The following is an 18,554-nucleotide window of genomic DNA, read 5'->3' as shown; positions in this document are numbered from 1 at the left end:
CTAGCGTCCAATGTCGATCGACATGCCTACCTATGAATTTCATTCTTTTGGCCTCATGCGTTTCCATAGATCTCCGACTCATGAATTTTTTGCACACGGTTCTGCGTTCTCAGCGTGTCCGCTATCTGAGCGATGGTCGTCGTCTCCAAAAGGTCGATGTAGTCCTCTCGGATCTTCTGCCATTTCTCATGCAGACCGCAGGCCTCGCCTGGCTGACAAAGTCCGAGGCCCAGGATGCATTCATCGAAATATGGATCTGGTGCTAGTATCTGGTTTACTTGCCAGACGGTAATGGTCTCGGGTTTTCGCGAGAGTGCATATCCGCCATGCACGCCCTTTATCGAGCGCAGGAGACGATGCCGTCTTAGTTCACCCAGGACCTTTCGCAGATAGATCGGAGGGATAGCTTCGGTTTCAGCGATCTCCTGAAGTCCGCAAACACTCGCATCATCCTTTCCGGCAAGATATGCCAAGGCTTTCACTCCATAACCGGTGGTTTTGGACAGGATCATCAGCGAAACTCGGAATAAGCTATATTTTTGTCCTAAAATAATCTTTGGCTAAGGGTGAAAATTCGGCAATGGTGGTTTAGTATCATTTTTATAGTGGAGATAGGTGGTGCGTCTTAGAGGTATCCAGGAGCTTGTAAAGGGAACGGCTGATGCCGCCTTCGCGACGGATAGCTCGGGATACGTCGTCGCATGGAACGAATCGGCGAACGCCCTCGTCGGTATAGGTGCCGCAGAGGCAATCGGAAAACAGTGTCATCATCTGATCAAGGGTATCGATGAATGCGGCAAGGTATGTTCGGAAAACTGTTCTATTAAACAAGCTGCCAGCAAGCGGCATCCAGTTCATCACTTCGATCTTCAGGTCGACACCCCTGACGGAAGGCGTTGGTGTAATATGTCCGTCATCATTGCCTACGAAAATGGCTCCAGAGACCCATTCACGGTCCATATTCTGCGACTAATCGATGTCCGGAAGCGATTAGAGCTAATGGTCAGAGATTTTCTCGTAACTGAAGTCAAGATCCCCCAAGATGAAGCGGTTTCGCTGATCCATCAGAGTCACTCGGCCATCATTGAGACCGAGTTAACCGCACGGGAGCGCGAGATTCTCAAGTTGGTCGGCGTCGGAAAACCGACGCGGGCCATCGCCGATTCCCTGCACATCAGTCCAAATACCGTTGATAATCACATTCAGCATATCCTCAAGAAGCTCAATGCACACTCGCGCCTCGAAGCCGTCCGTCGTGCCGAACTATCGGGCTTGATCTGAACCAAAATAATCCCAGGCCTCGTATTTGGATCGGCCTTTCGCGGCCTGTTGTGGTGCACTTTTCGAACAAAAAGCCCTCAGGAACCACCCTTCTTTGCTACCTATGACCTAAGTCATATTCTTACGTCGCTTTCGAACCTAATGTTGTTATTTCTGTTTCCCATTTCGGCCTGTGCGTACCCATACTTCCGAGATAGAAATGGTGAAGCGTTCAAATGCTCAGGACACACGATTGATGGCGGACGACCATGTATCAATTAAGCCCGATGTAGCGGCCGCGATCTCACAGCCACGGCAAGTCCCGAAGTCAAAGATCGCTCGATGGCGCGCCGCGGTCCTGATCACACTCAACCTGCTCATGATCGCCCACATCGTCCAATGGCGAATGATGGGTGAGACCGTCGCGCCGATAGAGCCGGCTGAGGCAATGTACACGCTACAGCGAGGTGCAATCAACGCAGGGCTCATCTTCTTCTCACTTGCCCTCCTCACAACGCTTGTCGCAGGTCGCTTTTTCTGTGGATGGGCATGTCATATGGGCTCGCTCCAGGACCTCTGCACATGGATACTGGGAAAGCTTGGCTTAAAGCCAAAGCTGTTTCGGTCAAGATTGCTCGTCTGGATTCCACTGATGGCCGGCCTCTATATGTTCGTCTGGCCGACTGTGCTCCGATATTTCACAAAACCGAAGGCCGAACCGCTGATACCGCAATTTACGAATCAACTTATCACCACGGAGTTTTGGGCAACCTTCCCGCCCGTCGCCGTTGCCATTCCTTTCCTGTTCATATGCGGTTTTGTGACCGTCTATTTTCTTGGATCTAAAGGCTTTTGTACCTATGCGTGCCCGTATGGCGGGTTTTACACGCTTATTGACAAGCTATCTTTCGGTAAGATCCGCGTTACCGATGACTGCGATCAATGCGGCCACTGTACAGCCGTTTGCACGTCAAACGTGCGTGTCCACACCGAGGTCAAGCGATTTGGGATGGTAGTTGATCCAAACTGTCACCGCGGCATGGATTGCATAAGCGTGTGTCCGCAGGACGCTCTATATTTCGGCTTTGGCAAGCCCGCGATCGCCGGCCCGGGATCAAATCGTTTGAAGCAGGCATATTCGCTTACCTGGCCGGAAGAGATCCTTGGTGCCGTCGTCTTTTTTGCAAGCCTGCTCGCTGTTTGGAGCGTTTACCAACTCGTTCCGATGTTGATGGCCCTAGGGATCGCACTTGTCACGACTTATCTCGTGTTGCGAGTATTCAGGCTGCTTCAGGTTAGCGACCTTTCCTTCTACCGATATAGCTTGAAAACGTCCGGCAGGATAACTAAGGCCGGATGGGCATTCCTTGCCTTCGCCGCCTTGTGGACGGGGCTTAATGGACACAGTGGATGGATACATTATAATGAACGAGCTGGTGCCAACGCGTTTGAGAGTATCAGGGTCCCTGACGAGTTGGCCCTCGCCGAGGCCGATCCTCGTCAGTGGCTGTCTGCTGCCGATCTCAAGAGTATCGACAACGGACAAGCGTATTTCGACCGTGCAGCGGCGAGTGCTCTGTTCGTGAACAAAGAGTCCATCTCAAAGCGGGCATGGCTCGAATATCTGTCCGGTGACGCGACGCGGGCGGTCGAGCTATTGGCGGAATCCGCCGAACGGCTTACTGGACGAGAAAGGGCCCTTATCCTTCATTATCGCGGATCGATCCTCAATCGTCTCGGCCGGCCTGAGGAGGCATTGGCGGACCTCGTCCAGGCGCTTTCCGAACGTCCCGATCTCGCGGTCGCCCGCGAAGAAAAGGGCGAGGCCCTGTGGCGGCTTGGCCAAAAGCAGGCTGCCGTGGAGGAATGGAACTCTACGATCGAATCGAATGAAGGCCTTGTATTGGCCCACCTAATGCTCGCCGGGGCCGCCTCCGTGGCAGGTGACGAAGAGAAAGCGGACGTTCACCGGAGGGATGCGGCAGGCAAAACGCCAAACGACCCTCGTTTCCACTGGATGCTCGGCCTTCGGCTTAACAACCTCGGGATGAAGGACCTTGCAAACATCCACTTCGAACAGGCCAGACGCTTCGATCCAAAGTTCCGTTTGCGCAAGAATCCGGCCTATTAGTCCAAAGAACGTAAAATTGTCAAAGATCTAGCGAAAATCGTGTGACACGACCTCGGTCGCGACCTCATTGACCGGCGTGAAGTGCAGAGCCTTCAGCATTCCCCGCTCCTCAAAGATGCCGCGGATCATCAGAAAGTCGTTCGTGTTGATGACCGAGCGGTATTGCTCGAATTTGTCAGGCATAACGACAAAGTTGGCAAAGCCCGTCTCATCCTCTAGCGTGATAAAGACGACGTTGTTAGCCGTCATAGGCCGTTGGCGGATGATGACCGCTCCAGCGACAGAAACGACCTGATTCTTTTTGAGGTTTAACGACTGAATGGCCGTTATAACGCCGCGCCGCGTCATCTCATCTCGAACGAACGCCATTGGGTGCTTGCCGATCGAGATGCCTGTCTTTCTCAGGTCGGCATCAACGAGGTCGATGCCCTCCATGCGGTGAAGAAACGGCGTGTCAGTAGCCCGACCGTAAGGGAGGGCTCCGCTGCGGATCGCAGGCCGTTGCTTATGCCCTTCATCGCAACATGTCGGTTGTACCTGAGCTCCCGCTATTTGATCGGCGCCCTCCCTTACGGTCGGGCTACTGACACGGCCGCTCTCGAAGAGTTCTCCACTCGGCTGTATCTCCAACTCCGATTGCCACAGAGCCTCGCGACGATGGACCGTGTTGTCTAAATTGAGCGCACCGGCAATGCTGAGTGCTCGGATCTCCTTCTTATTGATCTCAGGCACGCGTTCTATGAGGTCGGCGATGGAGGTGTACCATCCGCATCGGCACTGCGGCCCTGCCGCTCCATTTGCGGAAAAGCTATGCTTTTCCGGGGGCTGATCTATAAGCCTTGCGGCTATGCCGCTGCTGTTCGCGGAGAGCGGCGGCGTAGCCACCAAAGAATTGGTAACATCGCCGGCGAAGCAAGCTTCGCCGCAAATAGAGCGACGAATCCGCGAAGGGGCCTGCCGTTCGGCCACGATCGCTTCACCGATCTCTTTACGTAATCCCCGAACGAACTTCAGCCCGACACGTACATCGCCTTCTTCGTATTTGAAGATATAGTCCGACCGATTTATGTCCAATGGGCGAAAGTGCAAGCCGTGCCGCTGCGCGTCTTTGACGAGCGTTGCTGCGGAGTAGAAGCCGAGCGGATAGTTATTCAGCATCGCGGCCATAAAGCACGCGCGGTAGTGGATGATGAAATACGCCGAGGCGTATGCGAGCAGGGCGAAGCTGTAGGCGTGCGATTCGGGGAAACCATAGTTGGAGAAAGCTTTTACATAATCGACGATCTGCTCCTGAACCTCTTTAGAAATACCGTTTTTGGTCATTCCGGCCCGCAGATTCCGGCCGATCTTCTCTAGCTTGATGTCAGGCCGCTTAAAGCCCATCGCCCGCCGCAGTTCCTCGGCCTCAGAGCCTGTGAAACCGGCGATGTCCATCGCCATTTTGAGCAATTGTTCCTGAAACAGCGGCACGCCCATCGTGCGTTCGAGCACGGGCTTTAGCGATTCGTGCGGATATGTGACCGGCTCCAGGCCCTGCCGACGCTTGATATATGAATGCAGCATATGCCCGACGATCGGGCCCGGCCGAATGATCGCGACCTGGACGACAATGTCGTAAAAGTTTGCAGGTTTCGATTTTGGCAAGAACGCGATCTGCGCTCGGCTCTCGACCTGAAACATTCCGACCGTGTCGCCTTTTTGCAGGGCATCGAAGACCGCAGGATCATTGTATGGCAGTCTGTAAAGGCTGAGGTCCTCGCCGTGATGTTCCTTTATCAGCGTGATCGTGTCGCGGAGGACGGCCATCATGCCGAGCCCCAAGAGATCGATCTTGACGATCTTTAGGGCCTCGCAATCGTCCTTGTCCCACTGGATGATCGAGCGGTTTTCCATCGACGCAGGCTCGATCGGCACGATTCCGTCGAGGCGCCCGAGCGAGACGACCATGCCGCCTGAGTGTTGGCCGAGATGTCGCGGAAAATCGAGGATTCGCTGATATATCTCGGCAAATTTGCGTAACGCCTGATCGGCCGTCGGGTCAAAGCCCGCCTCCTTTAGCCGATGGTCCAACTCCTTGCCTTTAAACGTCTCATAATGCGAATTGAGTTTTGAGAGACGCTTCAGCACGTCGTCGCCAAAGCCAAACGTCTTGCCGACCTCGCGGACAGCCGATTTGCCGCGATAGCAGATGACATTCGCCGTCATCGCCGAGCTGCGGCGGCCGTATTTGGTGTAAACGTGCTGGATAACGCTCTCGCGGTCGTCGCCCGACGGCAGATCGATGTCGATGTCGGGATATTGCTCGTATTTCTCTGAGAGAAAACGCTCAAAAAGCAGTTTGTTGCCGATCGGCTCGACTGCTGTGATGCCGAGAGCGTAGCAGACGACCGAATTAGCCGCCGAGCCGCGCCCTTGCGAGAGAATATTACTCTCTTTGCAAAAATCCGAGATATCGCAGACGGTGAGGAAATAGCCCGCGAGCTTTTTCATCTCGATCACGCGAAATTCCTTTTCCAGCCGGGCCCGGACCTGCGACCTCAAATGCCATGTCTTGTCGCGATACCGCTCGAATGAACGTGCGATGGCCTTCTCACGCAGCACGGCATCGGCCGTTTCGCCGGCGGGCACAGGATAATCAGGAAAGTTGTAGGACAGCTCATCCATCGAGAAATCAATACGTGAGACGATCTCGTTCGTGACCTCGACAGTTTCAGGCATGTCGGCAAACAGCCGCAGCATCTGCTGTTCGTTCTTGAGATACCGCTCACTGTTCTCGCTCAGTAATTTGCCCGCCTCGTATATCGTCGTGTGATTCTTTATGCATGTAAAAACGTCAAAAAGCTCGCGGTCATGCTCGTCGGCGTAATACGCTCCATTACTCGCAAAAATGGGAAGTTTCAGCTTGTGCGCGTAACCCAGCAACGTCTGATTGATATGCTCTTCGTGACGAAGATGATGCCGCTGCAATTCGACATAAAGCCGCTTTTCAAAGACATAATTGAGCCACGCAAGGTCGGTGAGTCCGCGGCCTTGTTTGATGCTGTTGTGGATAAATCCATCGGCTCCGCCTGTGAAGCACAGTAATCCGGCCGAGTGTTCCTCAATATCATCTCGCGTCGCAAAATGCTCACCCTTTTTGTGACGGAGCTTGATCGTGGTGATCAATTTACTGAGATTTTGGTAGCCAGTGAGGTTCAGCGGGACGAGCGGAAGCAGGCTGCCGTCGTCCATCGTGATCTCGGCGCCGATGATCGGCTGGATTCCATGTTCCTTCGCCTCGAAATGAAACCTCACGGCCCCGGCGACCGTGTCGCGGTCGAGCAGTGCGACGGCCAGAATTCCCAACTCAGCGGCGCGCGTCACTAATCTCTGCGGCTGCGAGCCGGAAGAGAGAAAACTAAACGCCGAGCGAGTGTGCAATTCCGAAAACATAACCTGCCAATTCCCTGTTGTATCAATGTTTTATCGTCATTTCTTCAAGTTTTACCTTTGCCCTGCTGTCCCGCAGTGTCCCGCACCCCCACAGGACACTCTAAACTCCCTATCTAAATGAGTTATCAGCGTAATTTGGGTCTGTCCCGCCACTTTTGAAGAAAAATTCTCAGTCATATAACTTCCCCTCTGCTGACGTTCGGTGTCCCGCTAGTGTCCCGCACCTGTGTGGGACAGTCTAAACCTTGCATCTAAATGAGTTATCAACGCATTTTGGCTCTGTCCCGGTATTTTCTGAAAAAAACTTTTTTAGTCATATTCACCCGTCAAAAACCACTCATCTCTTACCTTGCAAAGGCGATAAACGCCTTGTCCTTCGACCTCGATGTCCCATTCCAGTGTCCGCCACGGCTGGTCCCACCATCGTGAATTCCCTTTCCAGACGCCGCTGTAATTGACTATATGAGCGGCAAAATGGCGTGCTTTGACGAAAACCAGCCGTTTGTCTCTAACGAGCACTTCGGCGCGGACTGGCGGGCGATAGTGAATAAAGGAGATGGTGGATACTAATGGCGTTGTTTCTCGCGGCTTTGCCGCTCTATCTGCGGAAAAGCTCTGCTTTTCCGAAGGCTGGTCACTATTTCCTGCGGCTATGCCGCCGTTTTGGTGAGGCGGCGGCATAGCCGCGAAGGAAGTGGGTCGCTCCCGGAAAAGCGGAGCTTTTCCGCAAATAGAGCGGCCGAGCCGCATTTCTCTGCTTCGTTTACTCGAAATGTCGGTATCTACACCGGGAATAGCCTCGGCATCCAATATAAACGGCTTAGCTGCACGCTGATCGAGTAATACAGGCACTCCGACATTCTCCTCGCCGACAATCTTTCGCAGTTTGTTGACCGTCAGCAGCAGGTTTTCAGGCTCAGGGCGTGAGACAGCATACAAGCCGCGTTGCGCGGGCCGCGCGCGCGTGAAATGGACCACGACATTGACTGTCGTGATCGATTCTTCGGGCGGATCGAGCGCCGCACGCAGGTTTATTAGCTTGAGCCAGAAGCTGCGCTCCATTGTCGGGAAAGACGTTTTTATCTCATAGGACCTTTCTGTCTTATTTCGCAATTTGAACTTGAGATCGAGATGCTCGGTGCTGAAGCCGGCGTGATCGACTTGTGTAAACAGCTGTTCGATGCCGTGATTGAGCAGGAAGATCAATTGCCCAAAATCCTCAACCGGATTGTCCAGTTCAAAGCTCCAGGACACACGATTCTCTTTGATATTCGGCGTAATGAGCGAGCGGCCTTTTTGTTCGAGCACATCGATGACATCGGTAAACTGACGGCCGTATCGTCCGACGAGGTCGTTGTGAGGCACCGCAAGCAGGTCGCCGGCGGTATGTAAACCTAACTCGCTAAAGACGTTAATCGTATCCTGCTCGATCGCGAGATCTTTTAATGGCAGTTGAGAAAATCTGTCTGGGGTATTCAGAACTTTAGCCTGTTTTCCTCCTTGCCGCGCCAGCAAAACTGCCGTATCGACCGAGTCCGCCACGGCGACACAGCCCGAGACATTCGCAGCTTGCATCGCTGCGAGTATTCGCTGCTCGATGCGGTTCCGCTTGCCCATCAGCCGCTCAAGGCCGCTGACGTCGAATACGATGCCGTCGTCGGTGGTCTGGATCGTATGAGCAAACTGTTGAGCAACGGCGACGAGGTCACGTTTGTCGTTGGATGAGATTATGCAGCTGTACAATCTGGACATATTCTTTATCAATTGCCTCCAGGTTCTCGGCCCAGAGCGGCCGAGTGCTAAAGCCGTAGCTGGAGGTTAAAAGCTCATCCACATCTTGGCTTTAGCCAAATTTTTGGGCTAAAGCCCGAAGTCAAGTAGGACATTTACCTCCACCTAAAGGTGGAGGCAATTCATAAGGACTAAACTTCCGAATAATCCATTTCTATCCGTGTCGTCAGCGGACAGCCGATCTCATTGCGCGAGTAAAGATCGAGGTGCAATTCCCGCAGCAGCTTGAAATTTCCCGTCCCTGACCAAAGCGTGTTTGTGCGTGTTGCCGTGAACGACCGCTGTGACGCCGAGCCCGTAAGGTGTTCGGCAGCGGTTACCAGTAAGATCGTCGGCGTTTCTTTGATCCGGGTGCGGTAGCGGAACCAGTAGCTCTTTGGCACCATGCGAAGAGTGCGTTCAGAGAGGCCGTTGAGATTGAGCCAAATCGCCCCGAATCCTTTCGCCTGCACCAGATGATCGGCAGCCATGAATGCCCTTTCGACATCGCCGCCGCAGCGGATCCACAATAGATTCTGAAGCTCGACGCCCGCTAAAACCGCCGTTGTCGGATCGAATCCGCCGCATGCATCGACGGCGGCACAGACTTCGCCCTCGGCCGTGAGTTTTGCAAGCAGCGACAGCGCGACGCTTACTTTGCCCGTGCTTGGCCCGCCCGAGACCTCGGTTATCGCCCCACGGACAACGGCCAGCCCATACGCATCGAGCGATATTTCGTCCCAATGCCGCTGTTCCTGCTGCAGTTGAGAGGTACTTTTTACAAGGGCAAGTGTGGTCGGCATACGTTATGCAACATACGTTGCAACACTGCAACGTATTGAATAGAATAGCCCGCCTGCCGCGATAAAGCAAGCATTCATCTGTGAAATAAGGTGAAAGTCTACTTGTCGGAGTTTTTGCCGCCGTTACGGATGTAGAACATCTCTTCGGCGGGCCTCAGCGGGCGTGCCAGCCACAGTGGCCGCCGCAAGCCGTCAGGGCCGGGAGCGGGACGAGTCATCGCGAGCCATTCTTTGTAGATCTCGAAAGATCTGTTCGTATCGACAAACACGTCGCCGTGCTCATCGCCCTCGTGGGCGAGTTCGACGGTGACCTTTTGGTGCCAGCAATGCATTCCTGAGACTGGATCGGGATGGACAGGAAAAGTAATGTTCTGATGTACGCCGCCGTCGGTCCAGAAGATGCGTGATGTATCCGGGTCGGCGCTCTTGTAGGGGCCGATTCCCTCAACCACGTGCATCTTCCACTTGCCGGGCTCCTCTTCGTAAACCTTGACCTGATTGGTGGACCAACGGTTTGACGGAGCATCCTGTTTACGTCGCCATCGGCCGATGTGGTGCGAACACGCTACAACTGACGGGCGCATTCCTTCGGTTACCCAGGCGCGGTTTACAAAATAGCCGATATCTGTCGAGATACGCACCAGATCGCCGGTCTTTATCCCAAGCCGTTCGCCGTCGGACGTATGCATCCAGAGTGGGTTGCGGTTTGATATCTCGGCGAGGTATTTTGCCTGGCCCGACCGTGTATGGATCAGCGTCGGCAGACGAAATGTCGGCACTAGGACCATTTCGTTCTCGTTGAAATGGTCGGTGTGGATGTGGCTCTTCACGTATGTCGGGAACGCGTATTCCGGCCAGCCCCAATCGACGGTGGTCTGTGAGAACAGCTCTTGCTTTTTCGAAGGTGTATTAAATCCAACGCGCGGTTTGTCATCAACTATTGCCGCGATGATCTTGCCGTTCTTACGAGCATCGCCGCGTTCCGCGTCAATTTCGGCGTCGGCCACCGCGTTTTGCGGGACGAGGTCCATGTGTTTTTCGAGAACGGCCCTTTCGACCTCAAACGCGCCGTATTTGCGCATGTAGTCGAGCGGCGTAAGCCCTTCTCTCCCTGCGACTTCGGGCAGGCCCTTTGTGTTCTCAAAGATGAACCGATAATACTCGTCGATAGTGATCTTCTCGCCCGGCCGATACGGCGACATGAAGTGCTGCCTTATACCAAGCGAGCCGTCCGGATCGATCCGCCACGACAGTTCGAACCAAAACTCGTCCTCTTCCCAGACCTCACCGGGGTTTGTCTCGTAGGTAAAGGCCGTCTCGCGGCCCTGCCGTCGCGCAGCTTCTCGTAAAACTGGCTGTCGAAACGATATCCACATTCCCGAATGCGTTTCATAACTTGTCAGGTCGTGCCGCTCGCTGCCGTGGCCCATGGGCAGGACGTAATCGGCGAAATAGGCGGTTTCGTTCCACGTCGGCGTTAGTGCGCAGTGCAGCTCGATCTTGGACTCGTCCGAAAGGGCCTCGATCCAACTAAAGCCGTCCGGATAAGTCCATACGGGATTGAAGACGCGTGTGAAATACGCCGCTAACTTCCCTCTTCCGTCTTTCAGGAAATGCGGCAGCAGAAAGCTCATTTCGTAATGAGCGAGCGGATACTCGTTGGGAAAATGCAGTTCGTTCCAAAACTTCTGCGCGGGCGGCGTCGAAAAGCCCGCCGGCTTGAACTTGTTCCAGGCGCTTGGCAGCGTGCCGCCCTCTGTGCCGACGGCACCGACAAGGACGCTGAGGAAATGTATACATCGAGCAACTGCCCAGCCGCCCAGATTCCCGGCACCGGCCGAGCGCCAGTTGTGGCAGGAGAATCGAGTTCCCGCTTTGCCGATCTGCCGCGCGACCTCGATGATCGTCTCGGCCTTGACACCGCTTTCCTGCTCGGCGAATTCCGGTGTGTACTCCGAATAAAAAGCATCGAGTTCCGCGATAAAGTCTTCGAACTCGGATGGAGCGCGGACACTCTTGTCCGCATCGCCGGTTCCTCCGGCGAGACCCGACGTCGCACCCGGAGCGCTAGTCTTGTTTGATGACTTCGGCTCTTTTTCGTGCTTCGCACTCATGCGGACAGGAGTGCCCGCACTCCGAAATGCTTCAAGCGAATCCTGCCAATTCACCCAATCGCGCAAAAACTTTTCGTTGTATAACCGCTCGCGGATGATCACCGATGCCATCGCCAGCAAAACCGCCGCCTCGCTGCCCGGATACGTCGCCATCCAGTAGTCGGCCATGGATGCAGTGTTAGACAATCTCGTGTCCATGACGGCGAGTTTGGCGCCGTTCATCATTCCCTCGATGATGCGTTGGGCGTGTGGGTTAAAGTAGTGGCCCGACTCGAGGTGAGACGAGATCAATAAGATAAAACGTGCATTCGCATGGTCGGGCGAAGGCCTGTCGTAGCCCTGCCATATCGCGTAACCGAATCTCGCTCCCGCCGAACAGATATTCGTATGGCTGTTGTGTCCGTCGACGCCCCACGCCTGCAGCACGCGGTCGATAAAGCCCTCGTGCCCCGGCCGCCCGACGTGATAGACAACCTCGTTGCGTCGGTCCTCGACCAGTGCCTTGCGAATCTTCGCCGCAATGTCGTCGAGCGCCTCGTCCCATGTCACGCGTTCCCAATCGCCGTCACCGCGCTTCCCTTTTCGCCGCATCGGATAAAGAATGCGGTCCTGGTCGTTGATCTGATTGATCGTCGCCGGCCCTTTCGCGCAGTTTCGCCCGCGGCTGCCGGGATGATACGGATTGCCCTCGAATTTGCGCACACGCGAACTTTCCTTGTCCACATACGCGAGCAGCCCGCAGCCCGCCTCGCAGTTAAAACACGTCGTCGGAACGATCTGATACTCACGCTTCTCCCGCCGCTGCCCGCTCGTCGCCTCATACTCGACCCAATCGTCCCACCGCTCCGGCGGCGGATAATCCGTCAAATTCCCCGCCTCCCGAATCGGCGGAATATCATCCTCACCCGCACCATGAAGGCTCGGTATCAGATGAAGCGTCTCCGCCAGCCGTTCGATGAATGATGGTGTGTGTTTTTGCATTGAATGTTGTTACGACAGGTCGCAAGCGTTCCTCATCTGTTCCTCGAAAGCCACTCGTTTGTTTGGATAACGTCCCGGATACGCATAATGCCAAGTCTGAATGACAGGTATTCCCGAACCTGCAAGCGTAAACTGAAGCAGATCGTGAACCTTCTGTCCAAACGTTATGATTCTCGTCGGTTGAACGATTTCAAGCTCTCGATCAAAAAACGCACGGTCAGCGCGGATGTCATCGGGATACGGAGCACCGACCTTGCCGCGAGATTTGATCACATCGGTCAAATGAGCGTTTGCCGCGCCGTACTTCTCCATTAACGCATACAGCAATTGGTCAGGAGTCCGGAAGAACGTTCCTGTTGAAGGTCTCTCCGCAACGATCATGATCGGCCCAGTGCCCAGAAAGCCTTGCACCTTACCGTTTGACGGGAAAAGCCAAGCCTTTTCTATCGTCGCGTAAATCTCTTCTTGAAGCTCTTCCAGCTTCGCGCGTTTTTCCGTGTCCATTAAGCCATTCTACGCGGCCTTCTCGGTTTCCGCCAACGCTTTCTCGACCGTCGCCAAAGACTTTTCGAGGTCCGACAGCGGCGTTTCGAGACGAGCCGCTCCAATAACGAAACCAGCCGATCAAATATCACGTTCCGATCAACAAAAATCGCGGCCCGACGAACGAACCGCGACGTTTGACAGAGACTTTTCAGGCCCGGACAAAGGCCCAACGAGTTAGCGTTTCTTAAATTCGAGGCCGGACACTTGGTCGTATTGCGGCGACGACGCTCCGTAGAGCGATTTCACATACTTTTTGACAAGGCCCGCACGGTCGCAGAGGTTGTCTTCGTTGGCATAGAGAACGGCGTTGCGGTCGATGCGCGAGTTGCTGAGCGGCACGGCTGAATCGGTAACGTCAGTGTTGGCGGTTTCCATCGCGGCGAGCTTTGCCTGAAGCGTGGCGATCTGCAGATGCGTCTCATTCGGCGTGTAAAGCGGCTCGGCTTCGGCGATCTCGATCATCTGGCTGAACGCCTCGGCGATCTGGACATAGCTCTGATGCGAAACGCTGTTGCCCTTGCTCTCGTCCTCGGGCGTCGAAGGGTCGTCCGGCGGCAACGCCTTTGCCCTCGCACCGTGCACCTGACGCTGGTAGGTCTTCATATTGTCAACCTTGTTCGCCGACGCGCCCGACGCCTCGAACGCCGCCAACACCTGCGTCGTCAACGGCCTGATGCCTTCGTAAATATTCTCTCGGTCGGCCACCTTGTTCTTCCACGGCGCGAGCTTCGTCTGCACATCATCCAACGCCGCCTGAGCCTGCGCCAACAACGCCTGCAAATTCGGCACCGTGATCAACGCATTCGAAGGCTTATAGTCACCACCATAACCCTCGCAAAACGCGATCAACGTATCAAAATTAGCCACATTCCGCGCATGTCCTGTCTCTGCCATATCTATTAAGCCCTCCCTTGATGCGTAAGAAATATAGACTTGGATGTCCAAAAAATCAAGCTGATGTTTTGTGTTGCACCTGCGGAAGATTGGGTGTATAACGCTCGATATCCGTTTTTTGCAGCTTGGAGGAAAAATGTTAACCGTAACTCGTTACCTATCCTTTGGAACACTAATATTCGCGATTGTGGCTCAAGTTCAAGCCCAACGCGTCCAACCGACCGCCCCGATCGAGGCCACTGTCGGCGGGTATCTACGTATCCGAGTACAGTCCGAATCACAGGGGGCCTTATCGTTGTCCAGTTTTCAAAAAACTAACGGCTATGCCACGGCATTCAATTTATACACAATAGAATGGCAAGCAGACATAATTGCAACGCGGGATTGTTATAAGGCCGGCGATCCCTTCGAGGGGATTTGGCGCCACTTTGGGGTCGTCTACCAACCTGTTGGTGGTTTGGACACGTTGATTGCACGTACGGAGCTTCTCAGAAAAGGTACGCGAGTACGCCTCCGAGGAACGTCCGCACTACGTAACACAGAAAAGGGGTGGCGAATCGAGGATTTCTCTGTAAAAACTTGGCAATCGTTCGCTCCGGCACCGCCACCTGTTCCGCTCGAAACCCAGCTAGGTACAGCTGCCGAAAAAGGCGACCTGACCACGGTACGGCGCCTGCTTTCCGGACGCGTGAACGTCAATGCTACCGACAAATTATCTGGTCAAACTGTACTGATGAAAGCGGTTTCTGGCAACCACCTTCATATCGTTAAGCTTCTCCTTGCAAAGGGCGCAAAGACAGAGATAGGCGTTGGGGGCGACGGAGAGACACCGCTCATTGTCGCGGCTCGCGACGAACATTTAGATATCGTCCAAGCACTGCTTGCCGCAGGAGCTAAGGTCGATGCGGTCAATGCGAAAAGTTACTCGGACGGCACAGCCCTATATTGGGCTGCACAACGAGGAAATTTGCCAATCGTGCAATTGCTGATTGCAAAAGGAGCCGACGTGAATGGAGGAAGAGGCCAGCCACCGCTCCTAGGTGCGGCGATGGCGGGGAGCTACCCGGATAACGCGAATAGGCCTAACCACCTGAATGTAATCAAGTTTCTGCTTGATAACGGCGCAGATGTTAGCAAGCGAGGTATAGATCAATCAACATCGCTCATTTATGCAGTCGCCCACCAACCATCCACGGTACATGAACAGACTGCCCTGTCAGGAACCGACGAGGCACCAGGCGGTTCGTTGCCGATTGTTCTCTTGCTGTTAGAAAAGGGCGCAGATGTGAACCTAAGCAATGACATTGGATGGACAGCGCTGATGTACGCCGCAAATCATGGCCATTTGACTATCGTTGACGCACTACTCGTGAGAGGAGCAAGCATTGCAGCAAAAGGCGATGGCGGTTTTACACCTTTGATGCTTGCGGCCGAGGGCGACCGAAGTGCGGTGGTTAAACGCTTGCTTGAGAAAGGAGCAGATCCTAACGTCAAAAATGAAGAGGGAAAGACGGCGTTAGATATAGCTCGAATTGCCGGGGCAAAAAGGACTATACCGATACTAAAGAATATTGCCGGTTATCGTCAGGAATCTTTTGGCTCCCTTGTCGTTGGCAGCTGGCAGGACGAGAACAGCCTATGTACATACCGTGCCGACGGGAGTTTCGTTTGCAAATACAGGAACGGCGCAATCAACGGGTCTTGGAGAATCGAAGATGATGTCCTAATCAAGAGGAATATAGTCGAAAAGGGTAAGTCAGTACAGTATTCTCAATCGATCCTCATGTTGAACGAGGCCAACCTGATTCTTCGAAGTGAAGATCGTCGAGAATGGACTGCGGTTCGTGTTACCACTGCTCCGTCCGCGAACGAGAAACCATTTTGGCAATCGACTAACTTCAAAGTTACCGTGGAATCACTGTCAAAGACGGGTAGCGGATACGTTGCGACACTCACCTTCGAAAACCTGACTAGTAAATCGCTCAAGATCGGATGGGAAGAAAAGAATCGCCTGCTGTCGACCGCCGTCGGCCCATATCTGATCGATGAGAATGGTGCTAGGTACTTTGCTGAAGGATATGACTCCGCCAATATCATTCGAAATAGCATGATAATGGGCACAAACTCTGAACAAATTGAAATTCCGCCCAAGGGGACGGTGAGGTCTCGTTTTGTATTCTCGGGCAGCGGTAGTGGCACTGTCTTCCAATTGAATGCAGAGGAAATTCATTGGCCAGCGGGCACGCCCGTAAAGATCGACGGTTTACGGCTCAACTCAGCTGAACCGATAGCTACAATCGGGAGTGTCAGTGGTCCGACAAGAGTCGAGAAGATATCCAGTGAACCGAGACGAGTTCCATCTCAGCTACCTTGGAAAAATTCCGGGCTGCCTTATGGATCGAACGAACTTCTTTACGGCAAGAATGTCGACATGCCTGTTGGAGGTCTGCAAAACCTAATTGACGACGTTGAGGCCGGCGAAACGATTACTATTCCGATACGACTTAATTCAGGTGCAGGCATTAACAACATGGTAAACGCTGCGGTCAGCGTAACGAAAGGAAACTTGTCGTTTTCAGCAAGTTGTTGTTGGGGCGATTTTACTGTGTCATATGACAAAGTTCTCGATCTAAAAAAGGAAGTAGAGGGAAATCAAGGAAGACCCATCTTTCGGCTTCGTCTTAAGGTCTTAATCAAGAACAAAAAAGGTGATAAAGAGGATAAGAAAGACTTCTACTTTTACAATACGGCGGCGCAGGTACAAAGTGGAACTGGTGGCTACGGCCCGATAATTTGTGCTGGCTGTGATGATTCGTTGGATGTGCTGCTTGCTATCATAATGCGCTTTCGCAATATTTAGTGCGAGATCAAATGATAATATTCACCTAACTCAACGGCACCAGTTGCGGGGCTTTTACCCAGATGTGTTCGCCGACGAAAATTAATTGAGAAGTGAGATGTGAAAATTAAGAATTTACGACCATCTTCCGTCTCCTAACTCAATGGGATCGTTTGAGGGGCTTTCACCCAAATATGCTCTCCAAAATACAACCCTATCAGAACTAACATTCCTGCCGGGACCGTCGCAACTTCGGGACCAAAAATAAAGAGCAGCAGCGGCATGATGTGGCCCGTTAAGATCGTGCCGAGCCAGAACTGGCGGCTGAATTGGCCGCGGGTGATCATTTTGGCGACGGTGGCGGCGTCGTTGGTGGCGTGGGTTGTCGTCAACTCGATCGTGGTGGCGATTAGGTTGAGGATCAGGAAGAGGCCGGTGAACATCTTTAGCCCGCCGATCCATGTGCTGCCCCAATTGAAATAAAGATCCGAGACGATAAATGCCGCTCCGCCGGCGATGAGCGAATGCAAGACCATATGGATCGCGAGCATCGGCGATTGCCAGAAGTCGCGGCCCTTGGCCTGGGCGAAAAGGAACGCGGTGTAGACGGCGGTGAGCAGGGCGAAGGCGACGCCGAGCGGTTCGATGACGGTGAGAGCAGTTTGCCAGCCGAGATAGTTTGCCGCTAGCCACGCCGTGAGCAAGCCGCCGTAAACGGTGATGATATAGCCTCCGCGCGTGAGCCACGAATTCCATTGCGGCCGAAGAAGGACGTAGAGAAAGCGTTCCGGGCGGCCAAGGTCTTTTGTGAGCAAGCCGCCGGTGATCGCTAAGAAGACAATCGCCACGAATGCACTAATGAGTTTTAGCTGCTGCGGAACTTCCGTGAACCATCCCGCAGCGACCGGCAGGACGAACGCGCCGGCCGCGATCGCCTTTGTCCAGACATAGGCCGAGACCTCCCAGCCCCAGAGCACGCCTTTGTTGGGAGCGTCGTAAACACGGCGTGGAGCGCGGACACTCTTGTCCGCAAGGCCGTCGGCTTCGGCGGCCTGATTCCTCCGACGTTGCTCGATCTGGACGTACCGTTCGGGCTCCGCCCCCATGCGGACAAGAGTGTCCGAACGCCTCCGTTGGCTCGACCACATGTAGTCGCTGTCGGGATGGGCGGCGTTCGGGTCGAGCGAGGCTTTGTCGCCGTCAATGTAAAAGAGTTTCGGGTTGGTTCCTTTTTCGGGTTTGCGGACGGAGACGGTTTCGCGCGCAAGTAGCTGCGAGATCTCGGACGAAGGGTTGTCCATATCGCCCGAGATAATCGCGTGTTCGGGGCAGACGTTGACACAGGCTGGTTCGAGACCGATGTCGACGCGATGTGTGCAGTAGTTGCACTTGGCCGACGTGTGATCGTCGGGGTGCATGTAGATCGCATCGTAGGGACAGGCTTGCGTGCACGCTTTGCAACCAATGCAGCGGCGGTCGTCAAAATCGACGATGCCGTCCTTGCGTGTAAACAGCGCCGTCACCGGACATATCTCCACACACGGCGCGTCCGCGCAGTGATTACACCGCATCACGCTGAACAGCCGCCGCGTATCGGGAAACGTCCCCTTCTCGATGTACTTGACCCAAGTGCGGTTAACCCCGACCGGCACCTCGTGCTCGGCCTTGCACGCGACCGTGCACGCGTGGCAGCCGATGCACTTTCGGTTGTCGATAATGAAGCCGTAGTTCATTGAACGGAGTATTTTCCCACGAAATACACGAAAGACACGAAACAACAACAT

At 54.1% G+C, this 18,554-nt stretch carries 11 protein-coding genes; 3 read left to right on the top strand and 8 right to left on the bottom strand.

Translation table 11 applies throughout. The annotated features are described in order from the left end of the window. Positions 1–53 precede the first annotated feature (53 nt). Positions 54–512 carry an Rrf2 family transcriptional regulator gene (locus tag IPM59_10385; protein MBK9215988.1) on the bottom strand — a complete coding sequence of 153 codons (459 nt, stop codon included), beginning with the start codon at positions 510–512 and terminating at the stop codon, positions 54–56. A gap of 394 nt (positions 513–906) precedes the next feature. Here IPM59_10385 and IPM59_10380 point away from each other — a divergent pair, with 394 nt between their 5' ends. Together IPM59_10380 and IPM59_10375 are read left to right on the top strand one after the other, a co-directional pair. After that, positions 907–1,281, top strand: a complete 375-nt coding sequence (locus IPM59_10380; GenBank protein MBK9215987.1) for a LuxR family transcriptional regulator — start codon at positions 907–909, stop codon at positions 1,279–1,281. Positions 1,282–1,480: 199 nt separating this feature from the next. After that, complete coding sequence (locus IPM59_10375; GenBank protein ID MBK9215986.1) at positions 1,481–3,391, top strand: 4Fe-4S binding protein; 1,911 nt, start codon at positions 1,481–1,483, stop codon at positions 3,389–3,391. A 27-nt stretch (positions 3,392–3,418) separates the two neighbouring features. On the opposite strand, the gene IPM59_10370 is transcribed toward IPM59_10375, so the two are convergent. From IPM59_10370 to IPM59_10345, 6 genes are all read right to left on the bottom strand, one after another. Continuing rightward, positions 3,419–6,823 carry an error-prone DNA polymerase gene (locus IPM59_10370; GenBank protein ID MBK9215985.1) on the bottom strand — a complete coding sequence of 1,135 codons (3,405 nt, stop codon included), beginning with the start codon at positions 6,821–6,823 and terminating at the stop codon, positions 3,419–3,421. A gap of 309 nt (positions 6,824–7,132) precedes the next feature. Beyond that, a complete protein-coding gene (locus tag IPM59_10365; GenBank protein MBK9215984.1) occupies positions 7,133–8,575 on the bottom strand; it encodes a hypothetical protein in 1,443 nt (480 codons plus the stop codon). Positions 8,576–8,745: 170 nt separating this feature from the next. Further along, a complete protein-coding gene (locus IPM59_10360) occupies positions 8,746–9,396 on the bottom strand; it encodes a hypothetical protein (protein MBK9215983.1) in 651 nt (216 codons plus the stop codon). A gap of 98 nt (positions 9,397–9,494) precedes the next feature. Next, positions 9,495–12,491: a molybdopterin-dependent oxidoreductase gene (locus IPM59_10355; protein MBK9215982.1), complete on the bottom strand. Its 2,997-nt coding sequence runs from the start codon at positions 12,489–12,491 to the stop codon at positions 9,495–9,497. Positions 12,492–12,500: 9 nt separating this feature from the next. Continuing rightward, on the bottom strand, positions 12,501–12,995 hold the full coding sequence (locus tag IPM59_10350; protein ID MBK9215981.1) for a uracil-DNA glycosylase family protein: 495 nt from the start codon (positions 12,993–12,995) through the stop codon (positions 12,501–12,503). 216 nt (positions 12,996–13,211) lie between these two features. Further along, positions 13,212–13,931 carry a hypothetical protein gene (locus IPM59_10345; protein ID MBK9215980.1) on the bottom strand — a complete coding sequence of 240 codons (720 nt, stop codon included), beginning with the start codon at positions 13,929–13,931 and terminating at the stop codon, positions 13,212–13,214. A gap of 136 nt (positions 13,932–14,067) precedes the next feature. Between IPM59_10345 and IPM59_10340 the strand changes: the two genes are divergently transcribed. Next, positions 14,068–16,791, top strand: coding sequence for an ankyrin repeat domain-containing protein (locus IPM59_10340; GenBank protein MBK9215979.1), 2,724 nt, complete (start codon positions 14,068–14,070; stop codon positions 16,789–16,791). Positions 16,792–16,925: 134 nt separating this feature from the next. Here the strand turns inward: IPM59_10340 and nrfD are convergent, their stop codons facing one another. After that, positions 16,926–18,503, bottom strand: coding sequence for a polysulfide reductase NrfD (gene nrfD, locus IPM59_10335; protein MBK9215978.1), 1,578 nt, complete (start codon positions 18,501–18,503; stop codon positions 16,926–16,928). Positions 18,504–18,554 lie beyond the last annotated feature (51 nt).

Source organism: Chloracidobacterium sp. (assembly GCA_016715795.1).
Taxonomy (GTDB): Bacteria; Acidobacteriota; Blastocatellia; order Pyrinomonadales; family Pyrinomonadaceae; genus OLB17.
The sequence above is the reverse complement of the archived record's forward strand: the minus strand, read 5'-3'. Positions and strand labels throughout refer to the sequence as shown.